The 16364-nt window shown below is 73.5% G+C and carries 19 protein-coding genes; 10 read left to right on the top strand and 9 right to left on the bottom strand.

Annotation, left to right across the window (positions count from 1 at the left end; translation table 11 throughout):
* Positions 1 to 57: 57 nt before the first annotated feature.
* Genes ACIBPC_RS14160 through speB form a run of 3 tightly spaced genes read right to left on the bottom strand, consistent with a single transcriptional unit; the run spans position 58 to position 4261 of the window.
* On the bottom strand, positions 58 to 1371 hold the full coding sequence (locus ACIBPC_RS14160) for an MDR family MFS transporter (protein ID WP_398844110.1): 1314 nt from the start codon (positions 1369 to 1371) through the stop codon (positions 58 to 60).
* Positions 1371 to 2987: an ABC transporter substrate-binding protein gene (locus ACIBPC_RS14165; RefSeq protein WP_398844113.1), complete on the bottom strand. Its 1617-nt coding sequence runs from the start codon at positions 2985 to 2987 to the stop codon at positions 1371 to 1373. Before ACIBPC_RS14165 ends, ACIBPC_RS14160 begins: the two co-directional genes overlap by 1 nt.
* 41 nt (positions 2988 to 3028) lie before the next feature.
* Positions 3029 to 4261, bottom strand: coding sequence for an agmatinase (gene speB / locus ACIBPC_RS14170; RefSeq protein ID WP_398844116.1), 1233 nt, complete (start codon positions 4259 to 4261; stop codon positions 3029 to 3031).
* A gap of 248 nt (positions 4262 to 4509) precedes the next feature.
* On the opposite strand from speB, the gene ACIBPC_RS14175 reads away from it, so the two are divergent.
* Entirely contained in the window at positions 4510 to 5541 is a 1032-nt protein-coding gene (locus ACIBPC_RS14175; RefSeq protein WP_398844119.1) for a LacI family DNA-binding transcriptional regulator, read from the top strand.
* Positions 5542 to 5643: 102 nt separating this feature from the next.
* Here ACIBPC_RS14175 and ACIBPC_RS14180 read toward each other — a convergent pair whose 3' ends face one another.
* Positions 5644 to 5934 (bottom strand): hypothetical protein, encoded by a 291-nt coding sequence (locus ACIBPC_RS14180; RefSeq protein WP_398844122.1) that lies wholly within the window; start codon positions 5932 to 5934, stop codon positions 5644 to 5646.
* A gap of 135 nt (positions 5935 to 6069) precedes the next feature.
* On the opposite strand from ACIBPC_RS14180, the gene ACIBPC_RS14185 reads away from it, so the two are divergent.
* The 3 genes from ACIBPC_RS14185 (at position 6070) to ACIBPC_RS14195 (ending at position 8493) form a co-directional block, all read left to right on the top strand.
* Positions 6070 to 7089: an AraC family transcriptional regulator gene (locus ACIBPC_RS14185; RefSeq protein WP_398844125.1), complete on the top strand. Its 1020-nt coding sequence runs from the start codon at positions 6070 to 6072 to the stop codon at positions 7087 to 7089.
* Positions 7090 to 7184: 95 nt separating this feature from the next.
* Positions 7185 to 8012, top strand: coding sequence for a hypothetical protein (locus ACIBPC_RS14190; protein ID WP_398844127.1), 828 nt, complete (start codon positions 7185 to 7187; stop codon positions 8010 to 8012).
* A gap of 67 nt (positions 8013 to 8079) precedes the next feature.
* Positions 8080 to 8493 carry an RNA-binding S4 domain-containing protein gene (locus ACIBPC_RS14195; protein WP_398844130.1) on the top strand — a complete coding sequence of 138 codons (414 nt, stop codon included), beginning with the start codon at positions 8080 to 8082 and terminating at the stop codon, positions 8491 to 8493.
* A gap of 46 nt (positions 8494 to 8539) precedes the next feature.
* Here ACIBPC_RS14195 and ACIBPC_RS14200 read toward each other — a convergent pair whose 3' ends face one another.
* The 5 genes from ACIBPC_RS14200 to ACIBPC_RS14220 form a co-directional block, all read right to left on the bottom strand.
* Positions 8540 to 9049 carry a hypothetical protein gene (locus ACIBPC_RS14200; protein ID WP_362962901.1) on the bottom strand — a complete coding sequence of 170 codons (510 nt, stop codon included), beginning with the start codon at positions 9047 to 9049 and terminating at the stop codon, positions 8540 to 8542.
* A 170-nt stretch (positions 9050 to 9219) separates the two neighbouring features.
* Entirely contained in the window at positions 9220 to 9522 is a 303-nt protein-coding gene (locus ACIBPC_RS14205) for a GNAT family N-acetyltransferase (RefSeq protein ID WP_362962899.1), read from the bottom strand.
* 56 nt (positions 9523 to 9578) lie between these two features.
* Positions 9579 to 10217 carry a DUF305 domain-containing protein gene (locus tag ACIBPC_RS14210; protein WP_398844133.1) on the bottom strand — a complete coding sequence of 213 codons (639 nt, stop codon included), beginning with the start codon at positions 10215 to 10217 and terminating at the stop codon, positions 9579 to 9581.
* A complete protein-coding gene (locus tag ACIBPC_RS14215; RefSeq protein WP_398844136.1) occupies positions 10214 to 10861 on the bottom strand; it encodes a DUF3105 domain-containing protein in 648 nt (215 codons plus the stop codon). Before ACIBPC_RS14215 ends, ACIBPC_RS14210 begins: the two co-directional genes overlap by 4 nt.
* 67 nt (positions 10862 to 10928) lie before the next feature.
* Entirely contained in the window at positions 10929 to 11318 is a 390-nt protein-coding gene (locus tag ACIBPC_RS14220; RefSeq protein ID WP_398844139.1) for a hypothetical protein, read from the bottom strand.
* Between the two features lie 286 nt (positions 11319 to 11604).
* Between ACIBPC_RS14220 and ACIBPC_RS14225 the strand changes: the two genes are divergently transcribed.
* The 6 genes from ACIBPC_RS14225 to ACIBPC_RS14250 all read left to right on the top strand — a co-directional run bounded on the left by ACIBPC_RS14225 (position 11605) and on the right by ACIBPC_RS14250 (position 16354).
* Complete coding sequence (locus ACIBPC_RS14225) at positions 11605 to 12564, top strand: sporulation protein (protein WP_362962893.1); 960 nt, start codon at positions 11605 to 11607, stop codon at positions 12562 to 12564.
* 231 nt (positions 12565 to 12795) lie between these two features.
* A complete protein-coding gene (locus ACIBPC_RS14230) occupies positions 12796 to 13713 on the top strand; it encodes a sulfotransferase family protein (protein WP_398844141.1) in 918 nt (305 codons plus the stop codon).
* Positions 13710 to 14174 (top strand): hypothetical protein, encoded by a 465-nt coding sequence (locus tag ACIBPC_RS14235; RefSeq protein WP_398844144.1) that lies wholly within the window; start codon positions 13710 to 13712, stop codon positions 14172 to 14174. Before ACIBPC_RS14230 ends, ACIBPC_RS14235 begins: the two co-directional genes overlap by 4 nt.
* The gene (locus ACIBPC_RS14240; protein ID WP_362962887.1) at positions 14171 to 15367 is read left to right on the top strand and encodes a glycosyltransferase family 4 protein; all 1197 of its coding nucleotides are present in this window, start codon (positions 14171 to 14173) and stop codon (positions 15365 to 15367) included. The genes ACIBPC_RS14235 and ACIBPC_RS14240 overlap by 4 nt, the downstream gene beginning before the upstream one ends.
* Before the next feature lie 163 nt (positions 15368 to 15530).
* Positions 15531 to 15932 carry a hypothetical protein gene (locus ACIBPC_RS14245; RefSeq protein WP_362962885.1) on the top strand — a complete coding sequence of 134 codons (402 nt, stop codon included), beginning with the start codon at positions 15531 to 15533 and terminating at the stop codon, positions 15930 to 15932.
* Between the two features lie 68 nt (positions 15933 to 16000).
* Positions 16001 to 16354, top strand: coding sequence for a hypothetical protein (locus ACIBPC_RS14250; RefSeq protein ID WP_362962883.1), 354 nt, complete (start codon positions 16001 to 16003; stop codon positions 16352 to 16354).
* Positions 16355 to 16364: the final 10 nt, after the last annotated feature.

The raw sequence follows: 16364 nt of genomic DNA on the forward strand, positions 1-16364 counted from the left end.
ATCGCGGGTTTCCCTCTGTCGGGGAATCGGTGCGTTCGAAGGGCCGGGCGGGCGCGTCTACGGGCCGGTCCGGTCGGCGGGCGTCCCCGCGTCGGGCAGGGCGCCGGGTGCGGCGGCGTGCCGCGCGTCGGGTCCGGCGTCCTCGCCGGTCTGGGCGCGGACGACGCGGGCCTCGCGCGACGGTGCGGTGAGGAGGAGGACGAGGGCGATCGCCAGGCAGACGACGGCGCAGCCGGACCACAGCGCCGCGCTGCCCGCGAACTGGACGACGCCGCCGCCGACGAGCGGCCCGACCATGGTGGCCGAGGAGAAGGCGAGGGCGTACGTCCCGAGGTAGCGGCCGCGGGCGGCCGGGGTCGACATGTCGGCGGCGATGGACTGGGCGGAGGGGTGGCCGCCCATCTCGCCCAGGGTCCAGACGCTGACGGCCACCGCGTACAGCACCCAGCTGTCGGCGAACGCCTGGAGGCCGACGCCGACCGCGGTGACCACCATCGCGGCGCAGAGCGTGAGTTCGCGCCGCCAGCGGGCGAACAGCCGGGCCGTGGGGATCTGGAGGGCGCACAGCAGGATGCCGTTGAGGGTGAGCAGCAGGCCGTACTGCTGGGTGGTGAAGCCCTGGTCCGTCATCGCGACGGGCAGGGAGACGGTGGACTGCACGTAGACGACGCAGTAGACGAACATCACGGCGACGAACGACATGAACACCCGGTCGCTCAGCACGTCCCGCAGCCGGGCGCCCGCGGCGGGGGCGGGACCGGCCGTGGCGCGCCGGCGGCGCTGCGGAACGTATACGTCCCGCACGCCGCCGAGCACGATCGCGGCCGAGGTGAGCAGGACCGCCGCCTGCGCGTAGAAGAGGAGCGAGAACGCCCGGTCGGCGATGAACCCGGCGAGCAGCGGGCCGAGGGCGAAGCCGAGGTTGACGGCCCAGTAGTTGTAGGCGAACGCGGCGCGCCGGTGGACCGCGGGCACCAGGTCGGTGATGAGGGCGGCGACGGCGGGCTGCGCGGCGCCGTTCACCAGGCCGAAGAGGAACAGGAGCGCCGCGATCGTGGCCGGCTGCGGGAAGGACGGGATGACCGTCATGGTGGCGGCCGACGCGACCACGCTGCCGACCAGGGTGCGGCGGCGCCCGACCACGTCGGCCAGGACGCCGCCGACCAGGGTGGAGACCACGACCCCGCCCCCGTAACCGGAGACGATCAGGCCCGCCTCGGAGACGGAGAGACCGGCGTCCTTGGTGAGGAAGAGCGTCATGAACGGGACGACGAAGCGCCCGGTCCAGGTGACGAGGACGGCCAGCCACAGCCACCAGAAGCTCGCGGGCAGGTCCCGGAGGCGGGTGCGGACGGGGGCGGGGGCGAGCACTACTCCGACGCTCCCGTGTCCTGGAGGGTCAGGGTGTTGAAGTCGAGGGTGTAGGGCTCGGCGATGCTGTGGGACTCCTCGACGCCGCCGATCCACGGCTGGGTGACGACGAAGTCGTTGACGTACGCCCAGGACGGGGTGCAGGCGGCGTCGGTGATGGCCTGCCCGGCGGCGAGGTAGGTGTCGGTGTCGCCGGTGGCCAGGCCTTCGGCGAGCAGCGCGGTGGCCTCGTCGTCGGTGCACTGGAGGAAGTTGAGGCCGCCGTCCTGGTCCCAGAACACGTGGCCGTACATGTAGGGGTTGCTGGCGTCGGGCCAGGTGCCGGAGGCGATGTAGAGGTCGGGGGCCTCGGCCGGGTCGGCGGCGAAGGAGCCGAAGACCTGGGACGTCTGGTAGCCGGTGATGGTGGCGTCCACGCCCATGCCCTGGAGCTGGGCGGCGATCAGGTTGGCGACCTGCGCGTCGTCGGCGCTGCCCGCGTTGTGGCCGATGACGACCTTCTTCTCGGCGGCGGGGAGGCTCGCCACGTACTGTTCGAGCGCCGCCGGGTCGTGGACGGTCTCGCGGGTGTCGGCGCCGCCGGGTATCGCGCCGCGGGAGAAGACGCCGGTGGCGGGCTCGGCCTTGTAGGTGACGACCTGGTCGATGATCGTGTCCCAGTCCACGGCGTCGAACATCGCGCGGCGCGCCTCGGCCGTGGCGAGGAAGGGGCGGTTGGGGTTCATGTAGAGGACGCCGACCTGGAACGACGGGAGGCTGTACGCCTGGAGCGTGTCGTCGTTCACGTACCGCTCCTGGGAGGCGGAGGGCACGGCGCCGATGATCGCGGACAGGTCGCCGTTGTCGAGGGCGAGCTGCATGGCGGAGGTGTCGGTGTAGACGGGCAGTTCGACGGAGGTGAAGTCGGGCTCGCCGCCCCAGTAGTCCTCGTAGGCCGTCATGCCGTAGCGCTCGCCGACGCGGGCGGTGGTGAGTTCGTACGGTCCTGTGCCGCCGTCGTGCGTGGACAGGTAGGTCTGGGCGAAGTCGTCCCCGGCCTGCTCCTCCAGGACCGTCGGGCTGATCATGCGCGGGCCGTAGGGGGAGGCGAGGTAGTCGAGGAAGACGGCGTTGGGGCGTTCGAGGGTGATGACGACGTGCAGGTCGTCGGGGGTCTCGACGGACGCGATGCCGTCCACCATGTACGCCGGGCCGGCGCCGACGGCGGCGCGGCGGTCGAAGGAGGCCTGGACGGCGGCGGAGGTGAAGGGCGTGCCGTCGTGGAAGGTGACGTCGGGGCGGAGCGTGAAGGTGTAGGTGGTGTTGTCCTCGGAGACCTCCCACTCCGTGGCCAGGCTGGGGCCGATGGTGGACTCGTCGACGCCCGGCTCGTAGCGGACCAGGCCCTCGTAGATGTTGGTGGTGAGGGCGAGGCCGTTGCCGGAGTAGTAGACGTCGGGGTCCGGCGGCTGGCCTATGTCGTTGAGGAGACCGATCGTCAGCACGCCGTCGGTCGGGGCGGACGAGCCGCTCGCGGAGGCGCCGCCGCCGCAGGCGGCCACGGTCAGGACGAGGGACGCGGCGAGCGCGGCGGCGGCGGACGCGCGGGCCGGGCCCGGGAGGGGACGACGGTGCATGGGCGCTCCTGACGGGGCAGTTCGGCGGAGGGACGGCGGGGTCAGGCGGGGTTGCCGGGGTCGGCGGCGGCGGCGGTGTGGCGGAGGGCGCGGGAGTGGCCGGGGCCGAGGGCGGTGGGGTGCAGGTAGTCGGGCTCGGTGAGGCCCTTGCGGCGCATGGCGATGCCGGTGAGCGCCTCGCGGACGGCGCGGTTGGCGAGCAGCGCGGTGATCTCGCCCCGGTCGTCGTAGGGCGGGCTGACCTCGACGACGTCCATCCCGACGATGCCGACCTCGGCGGCGAGGCGGCGGACGGCGGTGAGCACGTTGATGCTGGTCAGACCGCCGGGCTCCGGGGTGCCGGTGCCGGGCGCGTAGGCGGGGTCGGCCACGTCGATGTCGAGGGAGATGTAGAGGTGGTCGGCCTGGTCGAGCGCCTCGTCCACGGCGCGTTCGAGGACCTTGTCGAAGCCGTCGCGGTTGATCTCGGCCATGAAGTGCGTGCGCATCTGCCGCTCGCCCATCCAGTCGAGGACCTCCTGGTCGGGCCAGTAGCCGCGCAGGCCGACCTGCACGAAGTTCTTGCCGGGGACGGCGCCGCTCTCGATGAGCTTACGCATCGGGGTGCCGTGGCTGGCGAGGGTGCCGGGCGAGTCCGGGCCGGTGTCGGCGTGCGCGTCGAAGTGGACGATGCCGACCTTGCCGTAGCCGTAGTGGTCGGCGAGGGCGGTGGCGGACGGCCAGGTGGTGGCGTGGTCGCCGCCGAGGATGATCGGGATGGCCCCTGAGTCGACGATGGTGCCGACGAACTTGCGGATGTCCTCGAACGTCGCCCAGGTGTTGCCCACCTTGATGGGCGCGTCGCCGTAGTCGCAGACGTTGAGCACCTCGAACGCGTCCACGTGGACGTCGAGCGAGAAGTGCGGCCTGCCGTAGCCGCCCTTGTAGTCGCAGGAACGGATGGCCATCGGACCGTGGTTGGTGCCGCTGCGCCCCGACGCGGTGGCGTCCCACGGGACACCGCAGACCGCGACGTCCATCTTGCCCGCGACGAGGTCCTCGGGGGTCAGGCAGACCGGCAGCTTGGCGAACGTCTGGATGCCGGAGAAGCCGCCCTCCGCACGGCGGTTGACGAAGATCGGGCCCGGCTTGCGGCCGACGTTCCAGTCGTCCACCGCGCCGTGGCCCTCCAGGCCGCTGCCGAGGCGCGGCGGCTGCTGCCAGAAGCCCTCGCCGAAGTCGGGGTGGTGGTGGCCGTGCTGCTCGTCGTGCGCGTGGTGCGTGTGCTCAGTCATGGACCCTCTCAGGTGCGGGGTGGCAGGCACAGAAAGTAGGAACTGCCGAATCGATTCGTCAATGGTCTGCGGCGTGCGGAGGACGGTGTTTACACAGCCGGGCGGCGGACCGCGCGCAGGACGCGGGACCGACCCCGGGTGTTAGCACTCCTGTAACAGGAGGCGCGCCGGACAACTGCCCTGATGGCGCGTCGGCCGCGTTCACATGCCGGACGGCACCACCCCGTGGCGCTCGTATGATGAGCACCATGAGGCGCCAGACCGTTACGCTCAAGGACGTCGCCCGCGCCGCGAACGTGTCGCCGAGCACGGCGTCCGAGGCGCTGTCCGGCGGGGGCCGCATGACCGCCGCCACCCGCGAGTCGGTCGTCCGCGCGGCCCAGGTGCTCAACTACCGGCCGAACGCGGTCGCGCGCGGTCTGCGCACGGGGCAGCTGAAGTCCATCGCGGTGCACCATGTGCACTCCGGCGACCGGTTCGCCTCCGACTACTTCCGCGACTTCGTCACCGGCGTCCTGGACGGCACCCAGGCGGACGACTACGACCTGACGCTCCTCAACAGCAACCCCCAGGTGCCGAGGAACCGCGTCCCGCGCGTGGACGGCGTCATCATCGCCGACCCCATCGCCGACGACCTGCGCGCCCACGAACTGCTCAACTCCGGGCTGCCCGTCGTCGCGGGCGAGAACCTGCCGCCCGGCATGCCCGCCTGCCCCGTCGTCGCCGCCGACCACGGCAGCGCGCTGCGCGAGATCCTCGACCACGCGCTCGCCCGGGGCGTACGCCGCCCCGCGCTGCTCGGCCCCGACGCCAACAGCGGGTGGGGCGAGGTCCTGCGCGCCGAGTTCACCGCCTGGTGCGCGGCGCACGGGCTGCGCGGCGCGACGCGGCGGAGCCGCTTCGGCAACCCCTCGGTCCCCGAACACGAGGCCCAAGTGGACGAGTTGCTGACCGCCGAGCCGGGCACCGACCTGCTGATCGTCTCCTCCGAGCCGATCGCCCTGGGCGCCCTCGCCGCGCTGCGGACCCACGGCCGCTCACCCGGCACGGACGTCCTGCTCGCCTGCTGCGCCGAGAGCCGCGTCCTGTCGGCGACGAGCCCGGCGATCACCGGCGTGGACATGCGCCCGCGCGAACTGGGCCGCGAGTGCGCCCGGCTGCTGATCCGCATGCTCGGCGCGGCGGACGTCGGCGACGGCGGGGACGCACCCCCGGCCGGGCCCGTCACCCTCCCCACCACCATCCACTGGCGCGCCTCCACCGGCCCCCGGGACACCTGACGCGTGGCACGTGGCGCCGAATCCGGGCGCCACGAGCGGCCGGACCCTCCGCGCGTCCGGTGCGCGGAGGGTCCGGGTACTACCGGCGCGGTGACCGGCCGGTCACTGGAAGCACTCCCGGTAGATGTCCGCCTCGTGGTCGTAGAGCACGGCGGCCACCTGGCCGCTGACCAGCGGAACGAGATCCACGAGCTTCTGCCGCACGACCTTGGGGTCGTTGGTGTGCGGGTTGTGGCCCAGGCTGGTCAGCCAGGCCCGCGCCTCCGCCACCTCGCCGCGGCACGCCTGGCTGTAGTCGGCGGTACCGGCCTGGGCGGCGGGCGCGGCCAGGGACAGCAGCGCGGCGGCGGCGAGGGAGGTGGCGGCCACGCGGACGGACCGGGAACGGTTCATGGGAAGTCTCCGCAGGAGTAGGGCGTACCGGGAACGCTCGCAGTCTCGCCCGGAAGCGGTGGCCGTCCTTGCCTCCGGACGCACGGCTCTGGCCCCTGCGTGCGGGATGCCGGGAGTCCGGTCGCCGGGGAGAATGTGCCGGACCGTTCGAACGGGCCGATGGGGGGCGCCGTGCTGCTGCTCGACCTGGACGGCGTCCCGCCGCGCGAGCGGGTCGAGGCCTTCCACCACGCGATGACCGACACCTCGGTGCCGAACCGCATCCGGCACGAGGAACCCGACACCGGCATGCGGGCGCGTTTCGAGGGCTGGCGCATCGGCGGCCTCGACCTGTTCGACATGCGCAGCACCGGTTTCGAGGTCCGGCGCACGGCCTGGCACGTCCGCCGCCACCGCGACCGGCCGGTGGTGTCGGTGTCCCTCCAGACCCGGGGGACGCACCGGGCGGAGACGGGCGGGCGGCAGCGCGTGCTGGGGCCGTCGGACATCTGCGTGTTCCACGAACTGGCCCCGCGCGCCTACGGGTGGTCGGGCCAGGGGGCGTCCCGTGCCGTCACCCTCGACATGGCCGACCTCGGCCTGCCGGTGGAGGCCGTCGTCCACGCCTCGCTGCGGTTGCGCGCCAGCCCCCTGCACGGCCTGGTCCTGTCCCACCTGCGATGCCTCTTCCACGAGCCGGAGCGCCTCCAGGCCGATCCCGGCGCCGCCGCCCTGTCCCGTACGACCGTCGAGCTGGTGCGCGCCCTGCTGACGTCGGCGGCCTGGAACGCCGACGACGCGCGCGTCCGCGGCACGATGGACGACTCCCTCCCCACGCGCGTCATGGCCTACGCCCGCCGCCACCTGACCGATCCCGACCTGACGCCGGAGCGGATCGCCCACGCGCACCACGTCTCCGTGCGCCACCTCTACGCCGTCCTCGCGCGCGCCGGCATCGGCCTGGAGCAGTGGCTGATCACCGAACGCCTCGAACGCGCCCGCCACATGCTCGGCGACCCCCGCTGGGCCCACCTGTCCGTCGGGGCCCTCGCCGCCCGGTGCGGGTTCACCAGTCACAGCCACTTCACCCGCCGGTTCCGCGCCGCCTACGGGACCACCCCCAGCGCCCTGCGCCGCCACCGGCCGGACACCCGGGCAGAGGGCCCCGGCGGGTGAACGCGGTCCGCGGGGCCGCGGCGCGGGGGCCGCGACAACTCTTTGTATGATCAACGTATTCAAGAGGACGATCAGGGGGGACCACCATGCCATCCATGTCATCGATGAGACGCCGGGTCCATGTGGCCGTGGCTGTGGCGGGACTCGCCGCGCTGACTGTCGCCTGCGGCGGGGACGGGGGCGGGGAGGACGGCCCCGGGCCCTTCGGCGAGGCCGGCGAGTCCTCGGCCGCGGGAGGTGACGACGCGGGCAGCGGTGACCTGGGGACGCTGGAGGGGCTGACGGCCCGGGAGATCTCGGACCGCGCGCAGGAGGCGCTCGTGTCGGTCGACTCGGTGCGCTTCGCCATGAGCGGCGGATCCGCGTCCGAGACCATGACCGTGGACCTGCACCTGGACCGTTCCGGGTCCTGTGTGGGCTCGATGAGCGCCACGGGCATGGGAACCGCCGAGGTCATCATGCGCAACGGCGAGGAAGTCTGGATGAAGCCGGACGCCGAGTTCTGGCGGACCAGCCTGGGCGCCGCCGACCCCGAGCTGGTCGCCCTCCTCGACGGCCGCTATCTGCACGGCACCGCCGACGACCCGGAGATGGCCACGATGTCCGGCGCGTGCGCGCTGGACGCCATACTCGACGACGTGAGCCAGGACTCGGGCACCGACGAGGATCTGACGATCGGGGAGACCACCGAGCACGACGGTGTCCCGGCCGTCGAGCTGCACGCGGACAACGCCGACGGCCCGTCGACGATGCTGGTCGCCACCGAGGGCGAGCCGTACCCGCTGCTGATGACCGGCGAGGACAACGGCCAGCCGATGGAGGTCGGGCTGAGCGCCTTCAACGAGCCGGTCGAGGTCGTGGAGCCGCCGGCCGCGCACATCCTGGAGGTCGCCGACTTCCGGTCGGGCAACATCCAGGCATGACCTCCGGTCCCCCGCCCCGGCCGCCGGGGTGGGGGACACGGGCCGGGGAGCGCCTAGAGTCGGCGGTATGGCCACGACCGAGAACCGTCCCCGCCCGGAGCCGGGACACACCGACCAGGGCAGCGTGCGGGTGGACAGCTGGATCTGGTCCGTGCGGCTCGCCAAGACCCGTTCCGCGGCGGCCACGGCCTGCCGTGGCGGCCATGTGCGGATCAACGACGAGCGCGCCAAGCCCGCGCAGCACGTGCGGGTGGGCGACGAGGTGCGGGTGCGGCAGGGCGAACGCGAGCGGATCGTCGTCGTCAAGCGCCTGCTGAGCAAGCGCGTGGGCGCCCCGGTCGCCGTCGAGTGCTACGTGGACAACAGCCCGCCGCCCCCGCCGCGCGTCGAGGCGCCCGCGCCCGCCGGACTGCGGGACCGGGGCGCGGGGCGGCCGACGAAGCGCGAACGCCGCCAGCTGGACCGCCTGCGCGGCCAGTGAACCGGGCGGCGGGGACGGTGGTCCCCGCCGCCCGGCGGGCCGTGCATCAGGCAGCGCCGGAGGCGGGCTCCGCGGTGAGGGGGAGGCACACGGCGTAGACCGTCACCTCGGTGTCGAACCCGACCTGGATGAAGACGGTCCACCCGTTCTCGTCGTTCGGGTAGCTGTCGCGGGGGAACGTGTACGCCCCCGCCTGGCTGTACCCGCCGCCGGTGACCGTGGTGCCGGCCGGGCAGGTCGCGGTCACGGGGAACTCGCTCTGCTCCGGGTCGGTGTTGACGAAGGTCTCGGTGACGATCGTGGTCGGCAGCACTGCTCCCGGCGGGCCGGCGGGGCCTTCAGGACCTGCCGGGCCCTCGGGCCCCGCGGGGCCCTCGGGTCCGGGCGGGCCGGGCGGGCCGGGTTCCGACGGGCACTTGTGGTGGCAGCCGCCCTTGTCCCCGCCCGTGCCGTCGTCCGGCGCCGCCTGTGCCGCCGGGACGGCGCCCACGGTGAGCGCCGCGGCCGCCACGGAGAACGCCAGGTTGCGGAGCCGGGTGCGTCTGGGTTTGCTCACTTGCTCTCCACGCGTCGATTCGAGGGGCATCGGTCCGGTTCCCGGACCACGGCACCCTGCATACCAACAAAGCCGGGCATATCGACACGTTGTATGCCCGATCCCGCGGAAGAGGTCCCCGATGGCGCATCGCACGGCGGCCACCTGGCCCAGCGGCGCCGCGCGCGGGCTCAGTCGGTGGCGTCGCTGCCCGGCTCGAAGGCGACGTCGTCGTACTCGGGGTGGCGTGTGAGCCAGTCCGCGATGAACGGGCAGGCGACCAGCGCACGCAGCCCGCGCCGCCGCGCGTCCTCCAGGGCGGCGCGGGCCAGCGCCCCGCCGATGCCCCGGCCCTCGTACTCCGGCCGCACCTGGGTGTGCGGGTAGACGGCCAGCCGGTCGTCGCGCAGGTAGTCGGCGAAGCCCGCGACGGTGTCGCCGTCCCTGGCCTCGAAGCGGCTCGCGTACTCGTTGTCCGTGACGGTGATGCCCACCGGACCATCCTCGCCTCAGGGGCGGCGCCGCGCACGCGGGGCGCCGCCCCCGCGGGTCAGGCGGGCGGCGCCGTGGCGCCCCTGGCGGTCAGCAGGTCGGTCATCAGGCCGATCTCCGACTCCTGGGAACGCGCCATCCCGGCGGCCAGGTCCCGTATCTCGTCGGTGTCGGCCAGCTCGGCACCGGCCTCGGCCATCTCGGCACCCGCGCGGTGGTGCACGGTCATCAGCTGGAGGAACAGCACCTCGGCGTCACGCCCCGAGGCGGCCCGCAGCTCGTCGAGCTGCGCGTCGGTCGCCATCCCCGGCATCAGCGCGCCGTCCCCGCCCTGGTGGGCGTGCCCGCCGTCGTCCATCCAGCTCATCGGCGGGGTGCCGGGGGCGACCGGCGCGCCCCAGCTGTCCAGCCAGCCGAGCATCATGCCGCGCTGGTTCGCCTGCGTGTTGATGATGTCGTAGGCGAGCCGCCGCACCTCCTCGTCGTCGGTGCGGTCCCTGACGATGAACGACATCTCCACCGCCTGCTGGTGGTGGATCGCCATGTCCTGGGCGAAGCCCACGTCGGCCGAGTCCTCCGCCGGCACGGACGGGCCCGAGTCGGCGCGCGCGAACGCGGTGAGCACCACGAGCAGCAGGGCGGCGACGGCCGCCAGGCCGCTCGCCGCCGTCAGCCAGCGCCGCGTGGCCGAGGTCACTGCCCGATCCCGCCGGTGCAGGCGGCACCCGGCTCCTGGGTCTGCGGGCCCTGGACGTACGTCTCGAAGAACTCGCCGACCCGCTCGTCGTCCGCGCTGTCCACGCCGAGCTGGTGGCCCCAGGCGGTGAGCATGACCGGGCTCTCCTGCTCGGCGACCGGGCTCAGCAGGGAGTACGGGGTGGAGGAGACGCGCTCGCCCAGGGCCTCGATGTCCGCCTCGGTGGCGGACTCGTTGTAGGTGGCCCAGACGGCGCCGTGCTCCAGCGAGTGGACGGCGCTCTCGTTCGGTATCGCCTCGGTGTAGACGTCGCCGTCGCAGTTCATCCAGGCCTGGTTGTGGTCGCCGCCGACCGGCGGGGTCTGCGGGTAGTCCACGGTGCCGTCGACGTGGTTGCGGTCGAGGTCCGACCAGGTCTGCTCGCCCTGGACGGTGGCGGCGTCGCCGGACGGGGCGTCGTCGTCGCCGCCGGTGCTGGCGACGAGCCAGGCGCCGCCGCCGACCACGGCGGCGAGGATGACGACGCACGCGACGATGGTGAGCATGCGGTTGCGGCGGTCGCGCGCCTGCTCGATGCGGCGCGCCTCGGCTATCTTCGCGCGGCGGTCGGCGGCAGGGCCGCGCTTCGTCTTGCTGGTGCCCATGGGGAAGTCCTTGTCACGGATGAGGGGGTTGCGGTCGGTCGAACGGCGGATGGCGCGGGACTTCCCGTCACGTCCGGTGGACCTGGAGCCGGTGGAGGTCCACCGCCGGTGTGGCGTCGTGCACCGGCCCGTGCACGCAGGCGTCCGCGACCGGCCGCAGGGCGGGCGGCGGCGGGTCCTGCGGGGGGACGTGCAGCGCGACGGGGAGCGGCAGGACCGGGCTGACCGCCGCCCCGGGCGCGCCGTGGCAGCTGTCCGCCGGGGCGTCCAGGGCGGCGGGCGGCTGGATCTCGGTCCTGGCGGGCGGCTGTCCCGCGGCCGGGTGTCCGGCGGCCGTGGCCGGCGAGCACAGGCCGATGGCGCACAGCAGCGTGACGAGGACGAGCAGGCAGCGTGCGGCGACGGTGCCGGCCGCGGGGCCGCCCGTTCCACCGTGTCCGTCACCTGTTCGGCTCATCGACGGTCATCGTACTCATGGGCGATCTCCAGGGAACCGGTGCCGACCGCACCCGTACGGACACGCAGCGGTTCCGGTCCTCCGGCGGCCGGAAAGGACCGGATCGGTGCCGGAATGAACCGCCGCGGGCGATCCGGCGTCCTCGCCTGCGACGGCACGCGCGCGCGATAGCGTGGCACCGGCCGCGCGGGGCACGACAGTTGGCCCCGGCACGGCACCGGCGCGGATCGGCGCGACGGCCGCACGACGACATGACGGCGCGAAACGACATGAAGGAGACACCGGGATGGTGTTCAAACGGCTGCTCGGGGCCATGGGCGTGGGCGGCCCCTCGGTGGACACGGTCCTCGACAGCGGGGCCGTGCTGCCCGGCTCGGTGCTGACGGGCCGGGTGCTCGTCCGGGGCGGCACCTCGGACGTGGAGATCAGCCACATCACCCTCGACTTCATCGCCCGTGTCGAGGCGGAGGGGCACGAGGGGGAGAGCGAGGGCGTCGTCGTCTTCGACCGCGCCCGCGTCGGCGGCGGCTTCCGGCTGGCCGAGGGCCAGTCGTACGAGGTGCCGTTCTCGCTGCCGGTGCCGTGGGAGACGCCGATCACCGAGCTGTACGGCCAGCCGCTCGGCATCGTGCTCGGCGTGCGGACCGAGCTGGCGGTGGCGGGCGCCGTGGACAAGGGCGACCTCGACCCGCTGCTGGTCCGCCCGCTGCCCGTCCAGGAGGCGGTGCTCGAAGCGTTCGGGCAGCTCGGCTTCGGCTTCAGGTCCGCCGACCTGGAGCTGGGCCGCATCGGCGGCACCGGGCAGACCCTGCCGTTCTACCAGGAGATCGAGCTGACGCCGCCCGCGCAGTACGCGGGGGCGATGCGCGAGGTCGAGATCAGCTTCATCGCCTCCCCGGCGGGCCTCGAAGTGGTGCTGGAGGCGGACAAGCGCGGCGGCTGGTTCTCGTCCGGCCACGACGCGGTGAACCGCTTCGCCGTCGGGCACGGGGACGTCGGCGCCGTCGACTTCACCGCGCTCGTGGACTCGTGGGTGCGGCAGCTCGCCGGCGGCCACCAGCCGTCGTACGGGCAGCAGCACGGCGGCCACGGGTACCACGGCGGTCACGGGGGCCACGACCACGACGAGCACCGCGGCCCCGGCGCCGGCGCCGTGGTGGCCGGTGTGGCGGCCGGCATCGTCGGCGGTTTCGTCGCGGCGGAGATCGTCGACGAGATCGGCGACGCCTTCGAGGGCGAGGACTGACCCCCGGGCGCGGCGCCCGTCCGGCCCAGCGCCCACTCCCCCGCCCCCTTTCCCCACCTCGCTCACTCGCGCGGCAATTCACCCGCGCGAGTGAGCATTTCCGCTTTACGGGCCGGGCACACCAACGCGCCGAAGTACGCGGGGTTTTCCCGCGCCTCTCTTTCTGGTGTATGAACAAGCCTGAATGACATTCCCTTGTTCTTACCCCACTTGGTGTTCGGTACATACGCGATGACTCTGCTACGGAAAATCAATGCCGCACTCGGCTCGGCGACCGGATTCCGCGTCTGCCGCGTCCACCCCCCGGCGGTCCGGGAGCCCGCCGCCCGCACGCCCGTCCCGCCCGCGCGCCCCGAGCCGCCCCCGTTCCGCCCCCCGGCGCACCCGGAGACGGACCGGCTGCTGCGCCGCCCGGTGTTCATCATCGCCCCGGTCCGCTCGGGCTCGACACTGCTGCGGATGACACTGAACGCCCACTCCCGCCTCCACGCGCCGCACGAGCTGCACTTCCGCCGCCTGGAGGTGCGCTGCACGACCCGGCTGGCCGAACGGGCCCTGTCCGTCCTCGACCTCCACCAGGCCGATCTCGAACACCTGCTGTGGGACCGCGTGCTGCACCGGGAACTGGTGCGCTCGGGCAAGTCCTGCCTCGTCGAGAAGACGCCGAGCAACGCGTTCGTCCACGACCGGCTCGCCGCCTGCTGGCCCGACGCCAGGTTCGTCTTCCTGCTGCGCCACCCCGGCGCGATCGCCAGGTCGTGGCACGAGGCCGACCCGGTGCGCCGCGACCCCGAGCAGGCCGCGTGCGACGCGCTGCGGTACATGCGGGCCGTCGAGCGCGCCCGCGCGGCGCTGCCGGGGCACACCGTCAGGTACGAGGAGCTGACCGGAGACCCCGAGGGCGCGCTGCGGGAGCTGTGCGCGTTCCTCGGCGAGGAGTTCGAGCCGGGCATGGTCGAGTACGGCGCGGGGCGCGCGCGGGAGATCGACGGGCTGGAGAAGGGGCTCGGCGACTGGCGGGAGAAGATCCGCACCGGGCGCGTCCAGCCGGGCCGCGACCTGCCGGACGCCGAGGAGGTGCCGGCCGTCCTGCGGGAGGTCTGCGACGCCTGGGGGTACGCGCCCGAGCCCGGCGGTGTCGCCAGGTGAGCGGGCATGCCGAGATCGCGGAGGTGTGGCCGCGCGACGGGCGCCTGCGGCTGGTGGGCGCGCTGAACGGCCACGCGCCGCGGCGGCGGGCGCTCGACCGGCTCAGGGCGCTGACCACGGCGGCCGGGGACTGGTCGCTCCAGTTCGTGCTGCGCGACGACCGGGGCCGTCCCTGGCGGCTGCGCTACCCGGCGCCGCTGGACGGCACGCGCTTCGACGTGTCGCTGCCGGTGGCCGACCTGGCGCCGGAGGACCTGCGGGTGCCCGCGTACTGGGACGTCTGGCTGTCGGCGCCGGACGCGCGGCTGCGGGCGGGCAGGCTCCTGGACGGCATCACCGGCAAGAAGGAGATCATGGTGTATCCGGGCCAGTCGGTCCCCAGGGCGGACGCGGCGGTGCTGGTCAGGCCGTACTACACCGTCAAGGACAACCTGTCGGTCGAGGTTCGGCCGGCGCGATGAAGATCCGTTACCTGCTGCTGCACGCCTACGGGATGGGCGGGACGATCCGCACCGTCTTCACCCAGGCCAACGCCCTGGCCGCCGCCGGGCACGACGTGCGGGTCGTCAGCGTCGTGCGGCGCGCCGACCGGCCCTACTTCCCGCTCGACCCCCGCGTGCGGCTGACCGCGCTGGACGACCGGCGGGCCGGTACGCGCCGGGTGGCGCCGCGCCCGGGGCAGGGAATCGCGGGGCGGCTGCGCGTCCGACGGGCCGGGCGGCTCGCGGCCAGGCCGCCGCGCTGGGTGCCGCCGGGCGAAAGCGGCTACGGGGCGTTCGACCGCGGTCTCGAACAGAAGGTCGTGGCCTACCTCGCCCAGCTGACGGACGGCGTGCTCGTCACCACGCGCCCGGCGCTGAACCTGCTGTCGGCACGGTTCGCGACGCACGGGGTGGTGCGCGTCGCGCAGGAGCACATGAACCTGGGCGTGCACAAGGGCGACGTCCGGGCGGCGATCGCGCGCTGGTACCCGCGGATGGAGGCCGTCAGCGTCCTGACCCAGCGGGACCAGGACGACTACCGGACGGCGGCGCCCGGCGCGCGGGTGGAGCGCATTCCGAACGCGGTGCACTCCCTCAAGCAGAAGCCCTCGACGTGCGTCGGGCATATCGCGGTCGCGGCCGGGCGGCTGCGGCCGCAGAAGGGTTTCGACCTGCTGATCCCGGCCTTCGCGGAGGCGGCCGCCGGATTCCCCGACTGGCAGCTGCGGATCTACGGCGAGGGCGACCGGCGCAAGCAGCTGCGGAAACTCATCGAGGAGCACCACCTCTACAACCAGGTGTTCCTGATGGGCCGCACCGACCAGTTGGACGAGGAACTCGCCAAGGCGTCGTTCTACGTGCTGAGTTCACGGGCCGAGGGGCTGCCGATGGTGATGATCGAGGCGATGGCGCACGCCGTGCCCGTGGTGAGCTTCGACTGCCCGACGGGACCGGCCGACGTGCTCACGCACGGCACGGACGGGCTGCTCGTCCCGCCGGGGGACGTCGGCGGGCTCGCCGGGGCGATGCGGCGGCTGATGGCGGACGAGGCGCTGCGCGCGCGGATGGGCGACGCGGCGCTCGCGACGGTCCAGGGGTACGCGCCCGAGGTGATCGGCCGCCGCTGGCAGGACCTGTTCGAGGAGCTGCTGGCGGGGCGGCGCGTACGCTGAACCGCGGCAGGTGTGGGCCGGTCGGGTCCGGGGGGCTGGGCCGGTGGGGTGGAGTGCCGTCCGGCCGGGGCGGGCGGGCGGGGCACCGGACGGGCGCGGGGGGAGGCTTTCCTTCCCTCTAGACCTTTCCCTCTTCACCCTCCCCTGCGGACAGGAGCACGCCATGTGGGGTTTCGGCACGGTCACCAACGAGTCCCGGCTGCCGGTGGTGGTCGAGTACCCCGTCGCGGCCGGGACAGCCGTCACGATCGGCCGCCCGCACGCGACGCGGGGCCTGGCGCGGGTGCGGATCGGGACCGTGGGACTGATCCAGCTCGTGGACGGGAGCGGCGCGGACGGGCGGAGCCCGGCCGGGGAGGCGGGGACGGGGGTCCTGGAGATCCAGGCGGGAGAGAATCTGGCCACGTGGACCTATGACGCGGACCACCCGCTCACGGTCGATGTGACGGTGCGTCAGGATGGCGCGTTCACGCTGGTGAGCGGCGATCGGGAGCTCTCGGGGGAATTCCGCGGACCGGCCGGTCCCGGGGCCGACGCGGCGGCCGGGGGACCCGTTCTGGAGTGACGGCCGGGTTTCAGGACGCAGAAGCGGGTATCCGATGATTCCGGATGACGGAAGATCGGAGAAAGGTTATGACGACCGACGGAAAGTACTCCAGGGTTTTCGACGAGGTGCAGATCGGCAAGGGAATCCGTCCGGTCGCCCAGCACGGATATGTGACCGTCGAGGACGGCGTGCTGAACCTGCTGGGCTCGGACCGCCACCTGATCGCCAGCGCGCCCATGAGCAAGGTGGAGGCGGGCAAGGCGCGCTTCTCCGGCGGCATGACCGTCGCGATGAAGGTCGACGGCTCGCGCTACAACGTCTCCCCCGGGTACGGCGACCGTGCCGGGAAGCTGGTGCGGCCCGGCCGCCCCGAGCTGGTGGAGCACGCGGCCGAGGAACTGCTCGACCTCATCGAGGCCGGTGGCGGCCGGGTCGACTGACCCGGGACCC

The organism is Streptomyces sp. NPDC049879 (genome assembly GCF_044461265.1).
Taxonomy (GTDB): domain Bacteria; phylum Actinomycetota; class Actinomycetes; order Streptomycetales; family Streptomycetaceae; genus Streptomyces.